Source organism: Brevibacillus sp. SAFN-007a, assembly GCF_051967035.1.
GTDB lineage: Bacteria > Bacillota > Bacilli > Brevibacillales > Brevibacillaceae > Brevibacillus.
The window spans coordinates 39,218-55,725 of sequence record NZ_JBQCKK010000012.1 but is presented as its reverse complement, the minus strand read 5'-3'; the positions used below and the strand labels follow the sequence as shown (position 1 = coordinate 55,725).

The 16,508-nt window shown below is 44.4% G+C and carries 15 protein-coding genes and 1 pseudogene; 8 read left to right on the top strand and 8 right to left on the bottom strand.

The annotated features are described in order from the left end of the window. Positions 1 to 386: 386 nt before the first annotated feature. Positions 387 to 755, bottom strand: a complete 369-nt coding sequence (locus ACTHO6_RS13925) for a DUF4180 domain-containing protein (protein WP_440242220.1) — start codon at positions 753 to 755, stop codon at positions 387 to 389. Positions 756 to 897: 142 nt separating this feature from the next. Here ACTHO6_RS13925 and ACTHO6_RS13920 point away from each other — a divergent pair, with 142 nt between their 5' ends. Continuing rightward, on the top strand, positions 898 to 1,425 hold the full coding sequence (locus tag ACTHO6_RS13920; protein ID WP_440242218.1) for an ECF transporter S component: 528 nt from the start codon (positions 898 to 900) through the stop codon (positions 1,423 to 1,425). 155 nt (positions 1,426 to 1,580) lie between these two features. Here ACTHO6_RS13920 and ACTHO6_RS13915 read toward each other — a convergent pair whose 3' ends face one another. Both ACTHO6_RS13915 and ACTHO6_RS13910 read right to left on the bottom strand, forming a co-directional pair. Then, a complete protein-coding gene (locus tag ACTHO6_RS13915; protein WP_440242217.1) occupies positions 1,581 to 2,396 on the bottom strand; it encodes an ABC transporter permease in 816 nt (271 codons plus the stop codon). Positions 2,397 to 2,398: 2 nt separating this feature from the next. Continuing rightward, entirely contained in the window at positions 2,399 to 3,403 is a 1,005-nt protein-coding gene (locus ACTHO6_RS13910) for an ATP-binding cassette domain-containing protein (RefSeq protein WP_440242215.1), read from the bottom strand. A 186-nt stretch (positions 3,404 to 3,589) separates the two neighbouring features. Between ACTHO6_RS13910 and ACTHO6_RS13905 the strand changes: the two genes are divergently transcribed. From ACTHO6_RS13905 to ACTHO6_RS13895, 3 genes are all read left to right on the top strand, one after another. Then, positions 3,590 to 4,903, top strand: a complete 1,314-nt coding sequence (locus tag ACTHO6_RS13905; RefSeq protein WP_440242213.1) for a helix-turn-helix domain-containing protein — start codon at positions 3,590 to 3,592, stop codon at positions 4,901 to 4,903. 379 nt (positions 4,904 to 5,282) lie between these two features. Further along, positions 5,283 to 5,429, top strand: coding sequence for a hypothetical protein (locus tag ACTHO6_RS13900; RefSeq protein ID WP_440242212.1), 147 nt, complete (start codon positions 5,283 to 5,285; stop codon positions 5,427 to 5,429). 383 nt (positions 5,430 to 5,812) lie between these two features. Continuing rightward, the gene (locus ACTHO6_RS13895) at positions 5,813 to 5,974 is read left to right on the top strand and encodes a Spo0E family sporulation regulatory protein-aspartic acid phosphatase (RefSeq protein WP_440242210.1); all 162 of its coding nucleotides are present in this window, start codon (positions 5,813 to 5,815) and stop codon (positions 5,972 to 5,974) included. A gap of 952 nt (positions 5,975 to 6,926) precedes the next feature. Here the strand turns inward: ACTHO6_RS13895 and ACTHO6_RS13890 are convergent. From ACTHO6_RS13890 to ACTHO6_RS13880, 3 genes are all read right to left on the bottom strand, one after another. Then, positions 6,927 to 7,472 (bottom strand): hypothetical protein, encoded by a 546-nt coding sequence (locus ACTHO6_RS13890; protein ID WP_440242207.1) that lies wholly within the window; start codon positions 7,470 to 7,472, stop codon positions 6,927 to 6,929. Between the two features lie 23 nt (positions 7,473 to 7,495). Then, positions 7,496 to 8,266, bottom strand: a complete 771-nt coding sequence (locus ACTHO6_RS13885; RefSeq protein WP_440242205.1) for a hypothetical protein — start codon at positions 8,264 to 8,266, stop codon at positions 7,496 to 7,498. Between the two features lie 503 nt (positions 8,267 to 8,769). Further along, the gene (locus ACTHO6_RS13880; RefSeq protein ID WP_440242204.1) at positions 8,770 to 9,204 is read right to left on the bottom strand and encodes a DoxX family protein; all 435 of its coding nucleotides are present in this window, start codon (positions 9,202 to 9,204) and stop codon (positions 8,770 to 8,772) included. 633 nt (positions 9,205 to 9,837) lie between these two features. Here ACTHO6_RS13880 and ACTHO6_RS13875 point away from each other — a divergent pair. After that, a pseudogene (locus ACTHO6_RS13875) lies at positions 9,838 to 11,318 on the top strand (IS5 family transposase). 489 nt (positions 11,319 to 11,807) lie between these two features. Here the strand turns inward: ACTHO6_RS13875 and ACTHO6_RS13870 are convergent. Together ACTHO6_RS13870 and ACTHO6_RS13865 are read right to left on the bottom strand one after the other, a co-directional pair. Then, on the bottom strand, positions 11,808 to 12,674 hold the full coding sequence (locus ACTHO6_RS13870; protein WP_440242202.1) for a DNA adenine methylase: 867 nt from the start codon (positions 12,672 to 12,674) through the stop codon (positions 11,808 to 11,810). A 5-nt stretch (positions 12,675 to 12,679) separates the two neighbouring features. Next, positions 12,680 to 14,170 carry a hypothetical protein gene (locus ACTHO6_RS13865; RefSeq protein ID WP_440242200.1) on the bottom strand — a complete coding sequence of 497 codons (1,491 nt, stop codon included), beginning with the start codon at positions 14,168 to 14,170 and terminating at the stop codon, positions 12,680 to 12,682. 256 nt (positions 14,171 to 14,426) lie between these two features. Between ACTHO6_RS13865 and radC the strand changes: the two genes are divergently transcribed. The 3 genes from radC to ACTHO6_RS13850 all read left to right on the top strand — a co-directional run bounded on the left by radC (position 14,427) and on the right by ACTHO6_RS13850 (position 16,499). After that, positions 14,427 to 15,035 carry a RadC family protein gene (gene radC / locus ACTHO6_RS13860; RefSeq protein WP_440242198.1) on the top strand — a complete coding sequence of 203 codons (609 nt, stop codon included), beginning with the start codon at positions 14,427 to 14,429 and terminating at the stop codon, positions 15,033 to 15,035. Between the two features lie 136 nt (positions 15,036 to 15,171). Further along, positions 15,172 to 15,621 (top strand): helix-turn-helix domain-containing protein, encoded by a 450-nt coding sequence (locus ACTHO6_RS13855; protein WP_440242196.1) that lies wholly within the window; start codon positions 15,172 to 15,174, stop codon positions 15,619 to 15,621. Beyond that, a complete protein-coding gene (locus ACTHO6_RS13850) occupies positions 15,564 to 16,499 on the top strand; it encodes a hypothetical protein (RefSeq protein ID WP_440242194.1) in 936 nt (311 codons plus the stop codon). The genes ACTHO6_RS13855 and ACTHO6_RS13850 overlap by 58 nt, the downstream gene beginning before the upstream one ends. Positions 16,500 to 16,508 lie beyond the last annotated feature (9 nt).

Below are 16,508 nucleotides of genomic sequence, written 5' to 3'. Positions count from 1 at the left end.
CGATTGCATAACCGTGTTACCACCCAGATTGCACCAATGGTCGCTTTTGTTTATCGGACGCCATTCATGCCACTCTCGGCGAGATATCGTTCGCCACTCCGCTCGGCATTACCCGAGATACTCCAGAGTTGTAATTCACAGGCTTGGTGTGTACCGGGTTCCATCCACCCCCGGCTTTCTAGGACAGGGACCAAGCTGCTACTGGGCTCCTTCAACGTATGTCGCATATAAGATTATAGACAGTATAGTGAATGGGAGAGGGCGGTGTCAACTGGGTAACGTCCTCGTCAGCTACCGCAGAAAATCCGCCAGAAACCGTACACGTCCGCATCGTGCCATGAAGCGCTCCCGCACGTACGGCCGCTTGCCCCTCTCCCCTTCGTTCGCTATTTGGCCCTGCTCAGCTTTTCCATCGCTTCCTGCTCTGTCGGCACGAAAAAGACATCGTTGCCGTTGTTTGACTCGTAGATGAAGTCCCGCAAGCTTTTGCTGGTATACACCGAAAAATCGCCGACAATCGCCAGCTTCATCCTGTAGTTGCTAAACTTTTGCAAAATCTCGCCTGCCAGCCGCGTTTTGAGGTCGAAAAAGCTTTCCGCAAACATGGACTTGGGCAAAATGATGCGGTCGCAATCGGCTTCATAGCGCACAGTTGCCATCAGATCGAGTGCGGCCTGGACATCGGCAATCACCAGCTCGTCGCTTGCGACGACAGCAAGCTCCACTCCGTTAACGTTCTGTTTGGCGATCTTCATCGTATCCCCTCCTGTTGGAGCATTCGCTTCCTGTCTTCGCCATCGGGCAACGACGCTCCTGCCCGAACAAATCGCGGAAAGCATATTTATTTCGCCAGGATTTGCGAGTATGATAGATAGAAAAAAGAAAGAGGACTGTTTTATGGATTCTACTCATTCATCCCGATCATCCAAAACAAAAAGGCTCGTGATTCATGCTCTTCTTATCGCTTTTACTCTCGCAGCCACCATGTTCATTAACATCCGCCTCCCGATCATGGGGAATGGCGGCCTGATCCACCTCGGCAACGTCCCTCTTTTTATTGCCGCTTTCGTATACGGCAGAAAAGCGGGAGCGATTGCCGGCGCCTTCGGGATGGGCCTGTTCGACCTCATCTCCGGCTGGACAGCCTGGGCGCCGTTTACGTTTGTCATCGTCGGTGCCATGGGCTATGTCGCCGGACTCATCGCGGAAAAAATGCCGGGCAAAGGCATCCTGGCCTACTCTCTGGCTGTAGCGGTCGCCCTGCTGATGAAAGTCGTGGGCTACTACTTCGTCGAAGTCATCCTCTACAGCAACTGGATTCTGCCATTCGGCTCCATCCCCGGAAACGTCCTCCAGGTCGTAGTAGCCGGGATTATCGTCATTCCGCTGGTGGGCCGCTTGAAAAAAATTGTCGGCCAAGGCTAAGAGAAAAAAATCGCTCAGGAGTTGCTGATTCCTGAGCGATTTTTTTCATTGCTATCTGATCTTTACGCGGGCGGATACGCCTGTCTGCGCTCCCCGACGAGTTGCTGTGCGAGCATCATCCATCATCTGTCTGGCAGCCGAATGAAGCCTTCCCGTTACGTGCGCTGCCGATAAGCACGTACCGTCAGCGGTGCAAACACGGCTACAATGGCGGCAGCGCTAACGAGGGAAAACATGCACTCCATACCGATCACGCCGCTATTGGCCAACTCGCGGACGGCACTGACCAAATGGGAGATCGGGTTGATCGCCACGAACCACTGGAGCCAATCAGGCAGCGTCTCCACCGGGACGAATGCGTTGGAGAGAAACGTAAGCGGAAACAACACGATCATGGAAATCCCCTGTACGCTGGAAGCCGTACGGGCAATGACGCCAAAAAAGGCAAAAACCCAGCTGACCGCCCACGAGCAGACAATGACAAGCAGCCCTGCAATTACGACAGCTCCCAGGCCCCCTCCAGGCCGATAGCCCATCACATATCCCATGGCAAAGGTGAGCACCGTCGCAATCGTATAGCGTATGGTGTCGGCGAGCAACGCTCCGGCCAATGGCGCGATGCGCGCGATCGGCAGCGATTTGAAGCGGTCGAATACGCCTTTATCCATGTCCTCCCGCAGCTGAACGCCCGTGACGACGGAAGTTCCGATGACGGTCTGCACCAAGATACCGGGAATGATGATCGGCAAGTAATTTTGCACGTTTCCGGAAATCGCGCCGCCAAATAGATAGGTGAACATCAACGTAAACAAAATCGGTTGAAGCGTCACGTCAAACAATTGCTCCGGCGTGCGCCGGATTTTCAGCAGCCCCCGATAGGCCATCGTCAACGAGTTGCGAAGCGCCTGACCGAGTCCTGCCCGTTTTTTCCATGGACGCTCTAAGTTCTTCTCCCAGGATACGCTGTTCATTCTCAAGCCCCCTCCACTTTGTTCGGTTGCAGCAAAGCTTGCGTTGCGCTTTCGGTCGTACCGCTTCCCGTGATCGTCAAAAACACTTCGTCCAAGGTCGGCTTCTGCACGCTGATCTCCGCAAGCGGAATGCCGCGGGTGCGAAGAGCGATGAGCAAATCCGTCACCTGATCGGGATTTGCCATGGGCGCCGTGATCTGGCCCGCTTCTGCCGTGACGCTTGTGCGGACCTGGAGCACTTGCTCCACCAATTCCCTGGCCTCTGCGATCCTTCGCGCATGCTGGACGCGCAGGTGCAGCGCCGAAGTCCCGACAGATGCTTTCAGCTCATCCACCGTCCCTTCTGCCACGACCCGCCCCCGGTCAATCACCGCGATCCGGTCGGCGAGCTGGTCTGCTTCATCCAGATATTGCGTTGTGAGCAATACGGTCGACCCCGTATCGACGAGCCGACGAATCGTATCCCACATCTGCGACCGCGTACGCGGGTCAAGTCCTGTGGTCGGTTCGTCGAGGAAAATAAGCGGCGGCTGGGCAATCAGACTCGCGGCCAAATCCAGCCTGCGACGCATCCCGCCAGAAAAATACTTCAGCGGACGCTTCGCCGCTTCCGTCAACCCGAATTCCTCCAGCAGCTCCGCAGCTTTGCGCCGTGCCTCGGCACGCCCGAGTCCGAGCAGCCGGGCGAAAATAATCAGGTTCTCGGTGGCGCTAAGCGACTCATCCACCGAAGCGTACTGCCCCGTCACGCCAATCAGCTGCCGGACTAGATGCGCTTCTTTTCTCACATCGTGCCCGAAAATGCGCGCCTCCCCGGCATCCGGTCGAAGCAGCGTCGTCAGCATGCGAATCGTCGTCGTCTTGCCCGCCCCGTTCGGCCCTAGTACGCCGTAAATCGAGCCGGCGCGCACCTGCAACTCCACCCCGTCTACAGCGCGATTGTCCCCAAACGTTTTGACCAGTCCGCGAGCTTCGACTGCCCATTCCGTGCTGTGCTTATCGTTCATTTCGCTCTCTCCTTCTCCCTTGTTTGTTTCGGTGATACCCAAAACATTAGCGTACGGATGTAAACGGAATGTAAATGGGCCGACGATTTGGCGGAGAGAATATCCCAACAATTTACAAAAATTCTGCACAATGTTACTATTTGAATAAATCACAGAGAGAAAATAGAGGAAGGATCAGACAGGAAGATGAAGATTTTGGGGGAAAGTGTTCGCACTCTTCATTTTACGACCATAGGCGAGGTGATCAAAAAATATAGAGAACAAGGGAACCTGAGTATCTCCCAACTTGCGAAAATCTCAGGGGTAGCCAAGGGGGTGATTGCGAAAATAGAGAATGGGGATACCAAACGGCCCGAGTTAAAAACGATTATGCCCATTGCAAGAACGCTGGGAATTCCCATACCGGAAATCATCGAGCACCATATGAAAATTGATGAACGGCCCGATGTCCTATTTGAGCTGATCCATGAGGCTATTCAGTTGGGCAACATTCCCTTGGTCACCAAAGTCGCCTTGCGGTTTCTGCAAACCCCTTATGAAGAAAGCCATATTTTGATGGAACGGCTCTATCGCTTTGTCGGTACGCTGGCGGACAAAAGCTATCAGCAGCCCTTGTATGACGTTATCATCAAATACGCAAGGGAACACGGCATGCAACGATTCCTGGCGAGAGGACTATTGCAAAAATTCCTGATTGACATTCATGATTTAAAGAAGCTGGAGGAATCTTTTCGCCTCGGAGAAGAAGCCCTTCATTATATCGATTTTCTCGATCAAGAGGAAAGAGTCACCTTATACTACCAGATGGCTTTTCAAGCGCATGATATGAAAAAATATGAGAAGTGCATCGAGCTTGGAAAGCTGGGCCATGCGGAAGATCCCACCGCGAATGAGACGAAGGAAAGGATTGCCCTAGCCATATGTAACTCGTTTTACCGCCTGAATCATATTTCAGCACTGGATGAACATCTAACCATGTATGAAAAGCTAGGATATCGCTTTATCGCAGAGCGGGTGAAATACTATCGTGCAGTAGTCCTCGCGAAAAAGGAACAATATGAACAAGCGATTCCCTTGCTTTATGAGTGCGTGGAAGAGTCAACTAAAAACAATCGATTGGCACGAGTTAACTTCTTATTTGAGTTACTACTCAAAGTAAACGATGTGGCATCTATTCAAAACATTTTGAGCCAAGAGGATACAAATACGGCATTCGATTTTACCACCCCATACAGATTTTCTGAACTCGGCAGATACTTCAAACAAAAAGGAGCTTTTCTTGTATCAAAAGGTTCTTTTGATGAGGGAATGGAAGCCTACCTACAGGGGATGGAGTATTTCGCCAAAATCAATGCCCGGAAGGACATCATGGAATGTTCCGAAGCTATCTATACGTTTCACTATGATTTAGGTAAAGAAATAAAATTGGATCTTTTAGGAAAGCTAAGAAAAGTATTTAATAGAGTTAACCAGAGTGATAAAGGAGTTGAAAACCATTGAAGAAAAGTTTAACCGTATTTGTGATGCTATCGTTGGCTTGCTCTGTACTCTTTACCCCTACCATTAGTACCCATGACCCTCAACTTGCTTTATTTAAGACGCCAAAGGTTATAGCGCAAATTGACGACCCTAGGGGGTAAGTTGAGCAGAATAACTATTTGCATTGTTAATGAAATTTGCTAATGACAACCAAACATCCCTTTCCTTTACCAGGAGGAGAAGGGATGTTTTTTATTTCTCGCAAAGATATTATGGAATGTTCGGAAAAAATTTTCGAGCTACACTTTGAACAACGCAAAGACTTCAAATTAGATCTTCTTGGAAAAATGAAAGACGTGTATAATAGTTTAAAAAAAGGGAATTAAAGGAGTGTAAACAGGTGAAAAAAAGGTTAACTATTCTCACAGCAATTTCATTGTCGCTGGTCTGCTCTTTGGTTTTTGCCCCCTCTATCGGAGCACATGATCAAACATCTTTGGTAAAACCGCCAAAAGTAAAAGCCTATACCGATGATCCTAGAGCTTGAATATACAAACTATTTCCTTTGTTTTAAAAAATGTTATATCTTGTTGCCAATCCCTTTCTCTCAAGAAAGGGATTTTTTATTCCCTTTTACTCATAATTAGTCGAATTTTGTAAAATGTCTGCAATTATTTATTGATAAAAATTTTTTGAGACAAACTTTACAATGACACCATGGAATTAATAAATGTTTATTAAGGAGATCCATCATGTCCGATCAACACCCAGAACTTTATGGTCGAGCCTGTAGAAACCATCTCTCTCTCCGAAAAGAACCAAACTACAGGAAACCGTTCCGATTTCCTCCAAGACCACAAAAGAAACAACCAATTGACTCTCGCACCACGCGAATAAAAACCTCATATTTTTCTAAGGAAGGGTATTGTATTGGACGAGGAAAAAATTACACTGACTATCGAACAGTTACGACAGCAATTAAGCCAAATGGTAAAAGAAAAAGGCTTCTCAGATGCAGCAGTCATAGCTTTAAGCCAAAAACTGGACATCTACATTGTTCAATACCAGCAAAGATATCCAGAGGGAAAATAATCTTCTGTTTGGAAGTTATTCCTTGTCGAAGGGATGCGCGGCGTGGATTCTTGTCCGTGTTCGCGCTTTTCCCATAAGGCCCTCAATGTTGCTCCATTGGCCGAGTTAGTCATATTTTCGATTGCGGTTCTGGAAGCATACACCGGGGCCTTTCTTGTCATCAGAAGACCACGCAGTTAGTGGCGGCACTACGGAATGTATACAAGCCGCATGGTTACCCCGCCAACATTACTGCTACTATAAAGACGATCTGAAGCACAATACAAAGAGATAACGCAGGTACAGGTCTCCCCCCAATCGTTAATCGTTCCCTGGCCGCACGCACATTGGGCCTGTGGTCTGGCCTTGCTTGATCCAGCGGTCTAAAGCAGACGCAGTGAGGGCATATTCCTCCACAATCGCTGCGCGGGATTTCCCGTTTTCATTGAGCTGCACCATTTGCTTTTTTAACTCAAGTGTGTTTGGAGACATTTTTGTACTCACGATCACTGAGGAACTCTTTTATTGCAAACTTTAAAAGCAAAAAAACACCTTCCTTCAATATCATTTCTGATACTGAAAGAAAGTGATTTTATTAGTCGTAAATGTTTCCTTGTAGACCACTTATTTACCAAGTGTTTAGAAACATTGATTTAACGAATATGGTGGACCCTATCGGGATCGAACCGACGACCTGTACACTGCCAGTATAACGCTCTCCCGCAATGGTTAGTTTAGTTTCACTGCTTATAATTGCCGACACAATTTGCCTATTCATTGAGCCTTTCTAAATGAGGGAATAATCTAAGGTGCGCTTGGAGCAAACTCCTTATCAAGTGTAATACACTCTTGGTTGTCCGGCCCCAAGCACAATTCTTCCTCTGACTTTACGGAGACTATTTCGGTATGTTATTTGCAATTTGTTCATATCCGTAGTTTTTTGTCTGTCACATTCGTCCAACGATCACTTTCCTTAGCCAAGATCTCTCCTGTATGTATCCCTGTATCTTTTTTCATACTCACCAATAATGGATAACACCTTTGTATGAAATGATTCAGAAATTCCATATTCAATAAGGCAGGAAAAATATGTTTTGCCTAATGTAAACAACTTATCTATCCATTCTTTCTCTGGCAATTCAGCCTGCACAATCATCTTTCCGTCTTTTAGAGCTGTTAGCAACAGTTTGTTTTCACCTGTTTTCCTCAAACCTATTGTGATAACTCCAAGACCATAGACGTCTTCGCTGATTGCTTTTTCTGCACTCAGGTAGTAATCCTCAACTACAGCAATCAATTGCGTTAGCAGCCTAACATCGCAAAAACGGAAATCAGATACTGGCTTGCCCTGATGTGTAATCACCAGTGCCTCTAAAAAATTGCTATCGCTTGGATCAACGGCTTGCTGAATTCCAGTTTTGTTCTTAATAGAGAGAAAGTAAGTATTCGCTTCTTTTTCGATAAAGCGAAAATCGATATCATCTGAGGGTAAAGCAATATATAACCTCATATCAAGCATATGAATGAAAACTCCTTGTCTTGTTAATCCGCTTGATTATAACTAATAGGGAATACAGAGACGACACGTTCACCTGACATGATTACTCTGTATATCTCGCCCTCATGATATCCATCATAAGGGAGGACTTTGAGATTCTTTATGTTTTTCGCCATTTCTTTTCCATTAAAGGAGTAATCAATCACACTTTCAACTACATCTTCAACATAAGAGAATTCAGTACCCGGATTAAAGAATGAATTCTTTGCTTTTGGATATATACTAAACGTCGACCAGTATTCTGGGAAGTGTCTCGTAACAATGTGCAGCATTCCCATAGATACATCTCCATAGGCCAAGTGTACTTGCTCCGAACTATTCGGCAAATCATAGAATCTAATAATGGCCGAAGACTTCGGTAACCCTTCGCCGCGCTCTCGAATATCTCCTTTATCAAAAGTACCATTGTCCAGATAATACTCTTTTAGAGCCTCTCCCGCTTTATCTGGGTCTTCTTGATCAAAGAAAAGTTCATCGCCATTTTTTAATACGAATTTGAGACGCTTCGAATAAAGGATAATTCTAACAACCGTGCTAATGACTCCTCCTCTTCTAAGTTCATTCTTACTTTCAGGTTGGGTTATTCCAGTATCTTCTGAAATTTCATTTTGTAACTCATTTACCGACTCGTCGAACCATTCGTCCTGAATCTGCGTTTCGCTTGTTATTGTTGTTTGTTTTGTACTTGCTGCAACTGGCGTGATAGCAAGTACAAGTATAGAAAAAGCAAGAAATGAGGAAAGAACTATTTTCAATTTTTTCTCAACATTTCCAAAAACAATTGTAATTTTTTTACAAGGAAAAATATAGCATATACTATCAAGTTAGACAACATTATTTTATAATTATATGATTATATTATTTTAGAGCTGGTGAGTTGTACTTTCCTTTTACCGGAATATGGGTTTTTGGGTTTTTATATAAAAAACTCTCGCACAGCCATATTCGTGGGTTCATGAACTCATAAGTCGTGTGAAAAGAAGTCGGGGGAGTAAAATAATCCGTCCCCCAACAGCCCATCATAGGGAAATTCCCCGCTTTTCTTCAACTCCTGAAAATGACGAAAAACCCCTGGTTTCCCAAGTGTTTCCACGACCTTACGTTTGGTGGAGTATAGCGGGACCAAGCCGTAGCGCTCTACCGCAATGGTTTGTTTCACTGCCGATAAATCCGAAACAAACTAAACGACACGTAATGAACGAGGCACCCGGAACATCGTTCGATTATAGGAAGAAAGTTATGCAAGCCGCATGGTTGATTACCCCGCCAACAGAACTGCTGCTATAAAGACGAGCTGAAGCACGATACGAAGAGGTAACGCAGGTACAGGTCTCCCCCCAATCGTTAATCGTTCCCTGGCCGCACGCACATTGGCTGGGAACATCGCTACCAGCAGCACTGCCAAGCCTATGGAAGCCGCCTGAGAGGTGGCAGGGAACAGAATGCCGATAGCTCCGGCAATTTCCAGCAACCCGGTAGCTGTCACGATCCAACCTGGCTTCGGAAAAATCGGCGGAACCATGCGGATTAGGTCAGGGCGTTTCGCCCCCCAGTGGGCAGAAGCGGTCAGCAGCAGCATAACGGCTACCGCTCCCTGGAGCGAGGAATGCCACCCTTCGAAGTAAGACAAGCCAACTAGCCCAAGAATTTTGAACAGCAGAAAAGCTCCGACAAGCACGTAAAAAGGCACCATGTTCATCTCTCCCTTGAGGAATCTGAAAAGGACGGATAATCCGGCTAGTTTCAATCCTTATGTCGGGTATTTGTATTTCTATGCCAATTATAAATACCGACGGTCGGTTTGTAAATGGGCGAACTCTTTTCGGGAGATATGTATCCTTGCGCTTTTCTTCTCGCTCACAAATAGGATAGGCTTGTAGCACGTTTGAAGCACAACAAAAAAAACGGCATCTTTGCCGTCTTCCTGCGTTTCATATGGTGGAGCATAGCGGGATCGAACCGCTGACCTCTACACTGCCAGTGTGGGGAGAGGGTTTTGTACGTTAGGGAAGAAGCGGAGGAAAGCCTTGGGGGACAAGGCTATTTTGGATTTCATGTTTCTACGTTTGCGTACGGTGCGGCGCTCAGAAATAAAAAAGTGTGACCAGTAATGTGACCAGAGGACATTGTAACTGAATCATTCTAATTATATTTTTTTGTGTCTTTAGAAAGGATACTTTTGGGATAGATGATACAAATTAATTAGGGGCTGCTGAACAGATAAAAAATCCGGTAACCACAAGGGTTTCGCCTCGTTTTCATCGAACTCATGTACAAGGAAATCGACGATTTCCCTTTAAATTCCTTGCACATGGAGCGGATATGGATGTACGAATATATCTCTCATCGTGAAAACCAATTGCTTCTCCCCGATGATTTCTTCTTGGCGTTTGGCGGCAAGTTGAGTAAAGAAAATCGCTGGGTCAAGTTGGCTCGGTTAGTACCGTGGGCACATGCAGAGAAAAAGTATGCCAAGTCCTTCCACAAATCGTTTCGTGGACATAAGGCCGATTCCATCCGTGTCGCCCTCGGGGCACTCATCATTCAGAAACGCTTGCAACTGTCGGACCGGGAAACGGTCCAGCAGATTGTCGATAACCCGTATCTGCAATACTTCATCGGGCTGGAAGGCTATCAGGATCATCCACCGTTCCACCCGTCGCTCATGACGCATTTTCGCAAGTTCTCCGCGAAATCAACGAGATCATCGCGGTCGAGGCCGCCAAATTGACACCAGATTCCGACCGTGACGATGAACCGAAATCCGGTAGAAAATCCAAAGGTAAACGTACGACCAAGCGTCACTCAACATCCGAGGAAGATCCGAACTAGGATGTCTTGTTGCTGGATGCCACATGTGCCCCGGCGGATGTGGCGTACCCAACCGATTTGAACTTGCTGAATGAGGCGCGTGAGAAACTGGAGGAGATCATCGACACGTTACATGCTCCACAGATTGGTCGTGCCCGCAAACCACGGACTTATCGGGATAAAGCGCGAAAGGAGTACCTGGCCGTGGCCAAACAACGTCGTGCAAACGGCAAGGTGATTCGTCGAGCGATCGGCAAGCAACTCCGGTATGTAGCACGTAACCTTCACATTATCCGTAACTTGGCCTTACGGCAGCCGCTGACACTTTTGAGCCGGAAACAATATCGCGACTTGCTTGTGATTCAGGAACTGTATCGACAGCAACGCATGATGTTTGAACGCAAAACGCATCAGATCGAAGATCGGATCGTGAGCATCCGTCAACCGCACGTCCGCCCGGTCGTACGCGGCAAAGCGAAAGCGCGAGTAGAATTTGGCGCCAAAGTATCGGTCAGCATGGTGAACGGCTATGCTTTTCTGGAGCGTCTGTCATGGGACAGCTTCAACGAAGGGGTGACGCTGATCGAATCTGTAGAAGCGTACAAGATACGCTTTGGTTGTTACCCGAAGGCGGTACTTGCCGATCAAATCTATCGTACACGGGAAAACAGGGCATTTTGGAAAGCGCACGGCATTCGTTTGAGCGGTCCAGCGCTTGGCCGTCCGGTACAAGGCGAAGAAGCGACGGAACAACGGCGAGTCGCAAGACAAGATGCACGCAAACGCAACGCCATTGAAGGCAAATTTGGTGAGGGTAAGCGCACGTATGGGCTTGGCCGTATTCGAGCATGCCTTGCGAAGCCAAGCGAAACCGTCATCGCGCTGCAACTCCTGGTGATGAACCTCGAGCGCAGGCTGCGGGATCTTTTTGCCTTCTGGTTAAACCGCCTTCTTTCGTATAGAATTCCTGGTTTTGGAAACATTTTTGTGGTTTGAAAACCGTTCAGCAGCCTCTAATTATCATCTGAATTCTAATCAAGTTGACCATTTTTTAGGCATACGCTCATTATCGAGTTGACCACCAACGATGCTTCATTTCACACAAACTAGCATTTTATTTCCTGCACCAAGGCTCGACAAGGATAAAGGGTAAACACCCCCCTTGCTATGCAAGCCCTTGACGAGCCTCGGCTCTGCAAGATGTTTGCAAATATATGTGAAAATGATGTGTTCAATCTGTCAGGCGGGTAACTTTATGTTGAGCAACGTGGTCAACATTTTGGCGATCATTCACATATGTGGACGTCACAATTGAAAAATTTATGGAGAAATTCCCATTAAGATAGCTTTATCTGTTACGGTAGTAAGGATTTATGAATGGATTCTTCTCGCCGTAAGAATCATGGATGTAAACACAGTCATCTTGATCCAAGCAATTCCAAGATAAATTTAGCCCTTGAATATGGCTCTTGTTTGCTTTCGAAGTTATGCTAACATCTCAATGCTTATAGAAGAATAAGATTTATTAGGCACTATAAAATTATTGCTAAATGCCAACATTTCGTAGCCTTTTTCTTTTTTAGCAGCCGTATACTTTAATGATAATAGTCTCTTTTCTCTCTCATCATACATTTCAAGTATTGGTGGTGTGAAATCATATGTTAACATCCATTTGCAATCTAAAGCCTGTATGTGATTTGCTAACTCTAAATGATCGTCATTAGAGTAATGGTTAACATATAATGCACTTCCTTGATTATAGTATGGCGGGTCAAAATAGATTAGTGTACGTTCGTCAATTTCTTCCCTAATCTCATTTAACAGGATAATTGCGTCTAGCCCATACAAATCGATTCTCTGCTTATAGAGCGCAATTTTCTCAATCCGTTTTATCAGGTCAGCTTTATTAAATCGGACATCCATTCTCCAATCTTTATCTTGATTTTTCCCACCGATAATCCCGCCTTTTATAATACCGGATCTATTCGTTCGATTTAAAAAGAAAGTCGAGAAGCCTAGATCAATAATATCTGCAACCTCTTTATTTTGCTGATATACTTTCTGTCGCTTCCACTCGTCGACTGTAATTTCTGTATCTCGAATTCTTCTACAAAGTTCTTCAGTATGATTTAACACAGAATACCAAAAGGAATAAATAGACCTATCTATATCATTAATTATTATTTTATTAACATACTCGTTGAATAACAAAGATAAGGCAACACTTGCACCTCCTGCAAAAGGTTCAACATACTTCCCACCCAATACATTGTTTTCAATAATTGCATCTTTTACAAAATTGGTTAATTTCCTTTTCCCCCCCGGATACCTTAACGGTGAAGTAAATTCCATTTTTATCAACTCCACATTTTTTCTATAAATGGCCAAAGATCGTCCCATGCTGTTTTTAAATCTGCTTCCGATGGTGTAACATTTTTATTATGCACATACGCATGAAACGTCTTGACTGATTGATTTTGTGTAGGACTTGAGGTCATTTGTCGAATGGCTCGTAATTGATTTTCAGTCATAATTCCATTTTCCTGCATATGCTTGGAAACAGCATCGATCTTTACCCCTAGACTGCTCTCTACACTTATTTTACCTTGAATCAGTTTATTTTGCTCTAAATAATGATCTGCGCTTAGTTCAATAAAAGTACGAAAGAGAACAGCAGCAGCATTTGGATACTGTTGTAAACTAAGCGATTTAAGTTCATTAAAGATCTTTAATATGCGGGGTTGACCAATTGCAAGCTTATGTATACTTGCAACTACTGTATTTCTATGTATTGGATAACTCCGAGCTTTTGTTAGCTTTTTAGATGCCAATTCCTTTCTATTTGTGTTGCTGGCATCTATATTTTCCGCCCTAGAGGAGCTACTATCCGTGCTCTCTCCGGATCTTGGAAGGTTCACATCAGATTTACTCTTATTAGTATCAGTAGATTCATTCTTTTGTTTTAATAAAAATGAATTATCATCAGTCTTGACTTCATTCACTGTATTTGTTATAAATTCTGTCATATCCTTGGATTCTACTGGACTGTTAGCATCTTCCTCTAAAGCTCTATCCATAAGCTCTTGAATATATGCTTCTCTATCGGATTTATAGTAGATCTTACCGACACTTAAATTATCATTAGCCAAATCATCCAATACCATTTGTAAAAACCGATTCACTCCATCAACTAATACTAAGGTATTATCCTCAACTTTTAAACCTAGAAATTCTCTTACATCAGGGTCACCCATCAGACGATCAAAGTTCGTCTTTTTTATGTTATATAATTTTTGACGAAGTTCATCTGGTAAACCTGAAAAGCTAAGAAGATAGTCTAAGAAAACCGTCCGCATGTCAGGTTTCCCTTCAACATATGCTTTAAAGCGACTAGTCTGCTGCCCATCCCAGCCAACTGCTCCGGCTCCCTCATTTTGCCCTGTATGTTTTAATCTCACCCATTCATTTATCTCATCTTCATTATCCAAAACCACACAAGGTATTTCTTGCAAAATGGTCTTATCTAATAAGGCACTAAGCTTTTGGAATGTTTTCCTTATTTTAGGGTATTCGGGTGGAGTTAGTAATGGTTCATTGAGCAATTTCAAAGCAGTAATACGTCGATTCCCTTCCCGTACAATCCATTTTCCATCTTCAAGCTTTACCAGAATAAATTCAGTAGGATTAAGGCCATTTGCAACGATATGTCGAGCTAAATAAATAAGCTTATCCTTTTGGTCTTGTACCATAGCATATATTGACTCAGACTGGTGTTCAACTGCATTATGGCGAGGATTCACTGGATTAAGTAATAAATTGGTTATATTTATTTTTTTGTATTCGGCCATGTTAATTCCTCCTAATAGAAATCAGAAGCAAACAAAACCGACTTCGACATATACTACCATTATCCTTCTTCGATTATGAAAAATTAGTCGAATCTTACTGTAGTATCGCAAACTAAATGATAGAAATTATATATTATTAACTTGATACCTATGTACAATTGTAGCCTTTCGAGCGGTCAATCATGCGAATGCCGAACACAATCACAAGTGCTCGGCATTTCTTTTTCTATCAATTAAAAAAACAGGAGGATATGTAATGAACGAATACCGCAAAGAGGAATTAAAAAGACTGCTTTCCGAGTCTTTAAGAGAAAGACCGGACAGTTACGTCATTCGAGAGCTATTTGAGCAATTCCCAACTATAACAGAGCTAATGGACGTCTCGGAGCAACAACTGCTGACCATTAAAGGTATCGGCCCAAGCAAAACGCGGCAATTCATAGCAATGCTAAACCTAGCAAAAGCTCTTACTATCCCTGTTCACAATCAAGTCTCCATTCAAACTCCCAAAGATGTTTTCGATTTCCTTGAGCCTGAATTGAGGTATCAAACTAAGGAACATTTTATTTGCTTATTTTTAAACACGAAGAATCGGCTCATATGTAAAGAAACGGTATCGATTGGCTCCCTAAATGCCGCTATCGTCCATCCAAGAGAAGTTTTCCGCGCTGCAATCAAACGTTGCAGCGCTTCTCTCATATGCGCCCACAATCATCCGAGCGGAGATGCGACCCCATCTACGGAGGACTTGATTTTGACAAAACGCCTTCGGGAAGCTGGCGAAATCATAGGCATAGAAGTACTGGATCACGTCATTATAGGCGGCAACCGGTTCTATAGTCTTAAAGAAAACGGGCATATCTAATCCCAGTGCCCTAACGCCTTTATCCGGTAAATCAGTACACTCCGTATCAATTCGAGACTATAGACACTGGCATCCTCACTATATCCTATTGAGAGCGCTTTGAAGAAAGTCTATCGTTTTACTAGGGGTGAGAAGCATGGAAAACATGGAAGCTATTGGGGAAAGTATTCGACTCCATCGGCTGAATAACGGGATGAGCCAAGAGCAGCTTGCTTTGAATGCAGGCGTAAATACGTCTTATATCGGTCAAATCGAACGTGGAGAAAAGAACCCTACAATTAAGGTACTCGCAAAGATTTCATCCGCTCTTGGAATTTCTCTCCTCACTCTTTTATCCTCATACGAATCAACGAGAGGAGGGATGACCCAACATTGCCGGGGGTATCAACCACTAGCTTTTCTAACCCCTAACGACATCAAGCAGTGCCTCCTTGAAGTGCTCATAGATAATACGAACATCGTCGTTACTCATCAGGGAAAAAGTTTGAAAACAAATACCACTCATATTGAAAAGGAGAATTTTCACACATGTCCATGCAAGAAATCAGTCAATCAATTGGAAGACCAAGAAAAAAGCCGCTCTTAAAACGTTGGTGGTTCTGGCTTTTGTCATTATTTGCTTTCTTTTTACTCGTTGGAATTTTATCATCCGGTGGCGAATCTACGGCCTACGAGTTAACTAAAATGACTGAAATGAGTAAACAACAGATTATCGAGAAGTTCGGAAAACCATCTGAAATTGTTCGCGAAGATGCAGACGGCTACATTTTTGGATATGATGCTGGATTTTTGGTGAGAGGGAACGAAAAAGGCGTACTGGAAATTTCCTTGCAGAAGGACATGATAAAAGCCACTACATCAGATACCTATAAAATCTTTGATGTTACTATCGGTTCGTCCTATGATGAAAATGTAGCCCGACTAGGTAAGCCAGATTTGAGTACAGTCAAAGATGGAAAGAAAAATGCCATGTATTTGACGAAAGAAGACTTCCTTTTACTGTTTTCTACTGATTTCAACACTGAACAAATATCCAGCATCGACTTCGTTGCGTATGATGAAAGTCTGCATTCTCAGAGTCTTGATCTTTCCAAGTTGTTAGGATTAATCGCCTCAGAAGAAGAACTACAGAAATTATTCGAGGTTAAAGACAAAAACACATCCCAGGGTGAAACATTGTACTCCTTAGAAGGCTTTGAACTGGCTGTCGACAATCAAAGTAATAGCGTAAAGCAAATTATCCCTACAAACCGCATTTATAACATTCAAGGGATTCGAATTAACGACAGCTTAGACAAGGCAACTCAACTCCTTGGAAAGCCCCTACATAGAAATGAAGGAGTCAAGAATACAACTCAATATAGTTACAGCTTTGCTGGCAGCCAGAGACCAGCTATTGTAAATCTTACAGTCAACAATACTGACAATAAAATCGTGTATATGGAAATCAAAATCAAGCAATAACATTGCGCA

What these genes read in the sequence shown, in the direction of transcription:
- ACTHO6_RS13855 (WP_440242196.1), top strand. Translation starts at nt 15,172, where the DNA reads ATGGAAAACATGGAAGCTATTGGGGAAAGTATTCGACTCCATCGGCTG.
- ACTHO6_RS13880 (WP_440242204.1), bottom strand. Translation starts at nt 9,204, where the DNA reads ATGGTGCCTTTTTACGTGCTTGTCGGAGCTTTTCTGCTGTTCAAAATT.
- ACTHO6_RS13850 (WP_440242194.1), top strand. Translation starts at nt 15,564, where the DNA reads ATGTCCATGCAAGAAATCAGTCAATCAATTGGAAGACCAAGAAAAAAG.
- ACTHO6_RS13905 (WP_440242213.1), top strand. Translation starts at nt 3,590, where the DNA reads ATGAAGATTTTGGGGGAAAGTGTTCGCACTCTTCATTTTACGACCATA.
- ACTHO6_RS13925 (WP_440242220.1), bottom strand. Translation starts at nt 755, where the DNA reads ATGAAGATCGCCAAACAGAACGTTAACGGAGTGGAGCTTGCTGTCGTC.
- ACTHO6_RS13865 (WP_440242200.1), bottom strand. Translation starts at nt 14,170, where the DNA reads ATGGCCGAATACAAAAAAATAAATATAACCAATTTATTACTTAATCCA.
- ACTHO6_RS13870 (WP_440242202.1), bottom strand. Translation starts at nt 12,674, where the DNA reads ATGGAATTTACTTCACCGTTAAGGTATCCGGGGGGGAAAAGGAAATTA.
- ACTHO6_RS13920 (WP_440242218.1), top strand. Translation starts at nt 898, where the DNA reads ATGGATTCTACTCATTCATCCCGATCATCCAAAACAAAAAGGCTCGTG.
- radC (WP_440242198.1), top strand. Translation starts at nt 14,427, where the DNA reads ATGAACGAATACCGCAAAGAGGAATTAAAAAGACTGCTTTCCGAGTCT.
- ACTHO6_RS13890 (WP_440242207.1), bottom strand. Translation starts at nt 7,472, where the DNA reads ATGCTTGATATGAGGTTATATATTGCTTTACCCTCAGATGATATCGAT.
- ACTHO6_RS13910 (WP_440242215.1), bottom strand. Translation starts at nt 3,403, where the DNA reads ATGAACGATAAGCACAGCACGGAATGGGCAGTCGAAGCTCGCGGACTG.
- ACTHO6_RS13915 (WP_440242217.1), bottom strand. Translation starts at nt 2,396, where the DNA reads ATGAACAGCGTATCCTGGGAGAAGAACTTAGAGCGTCCATGGAAAAAA.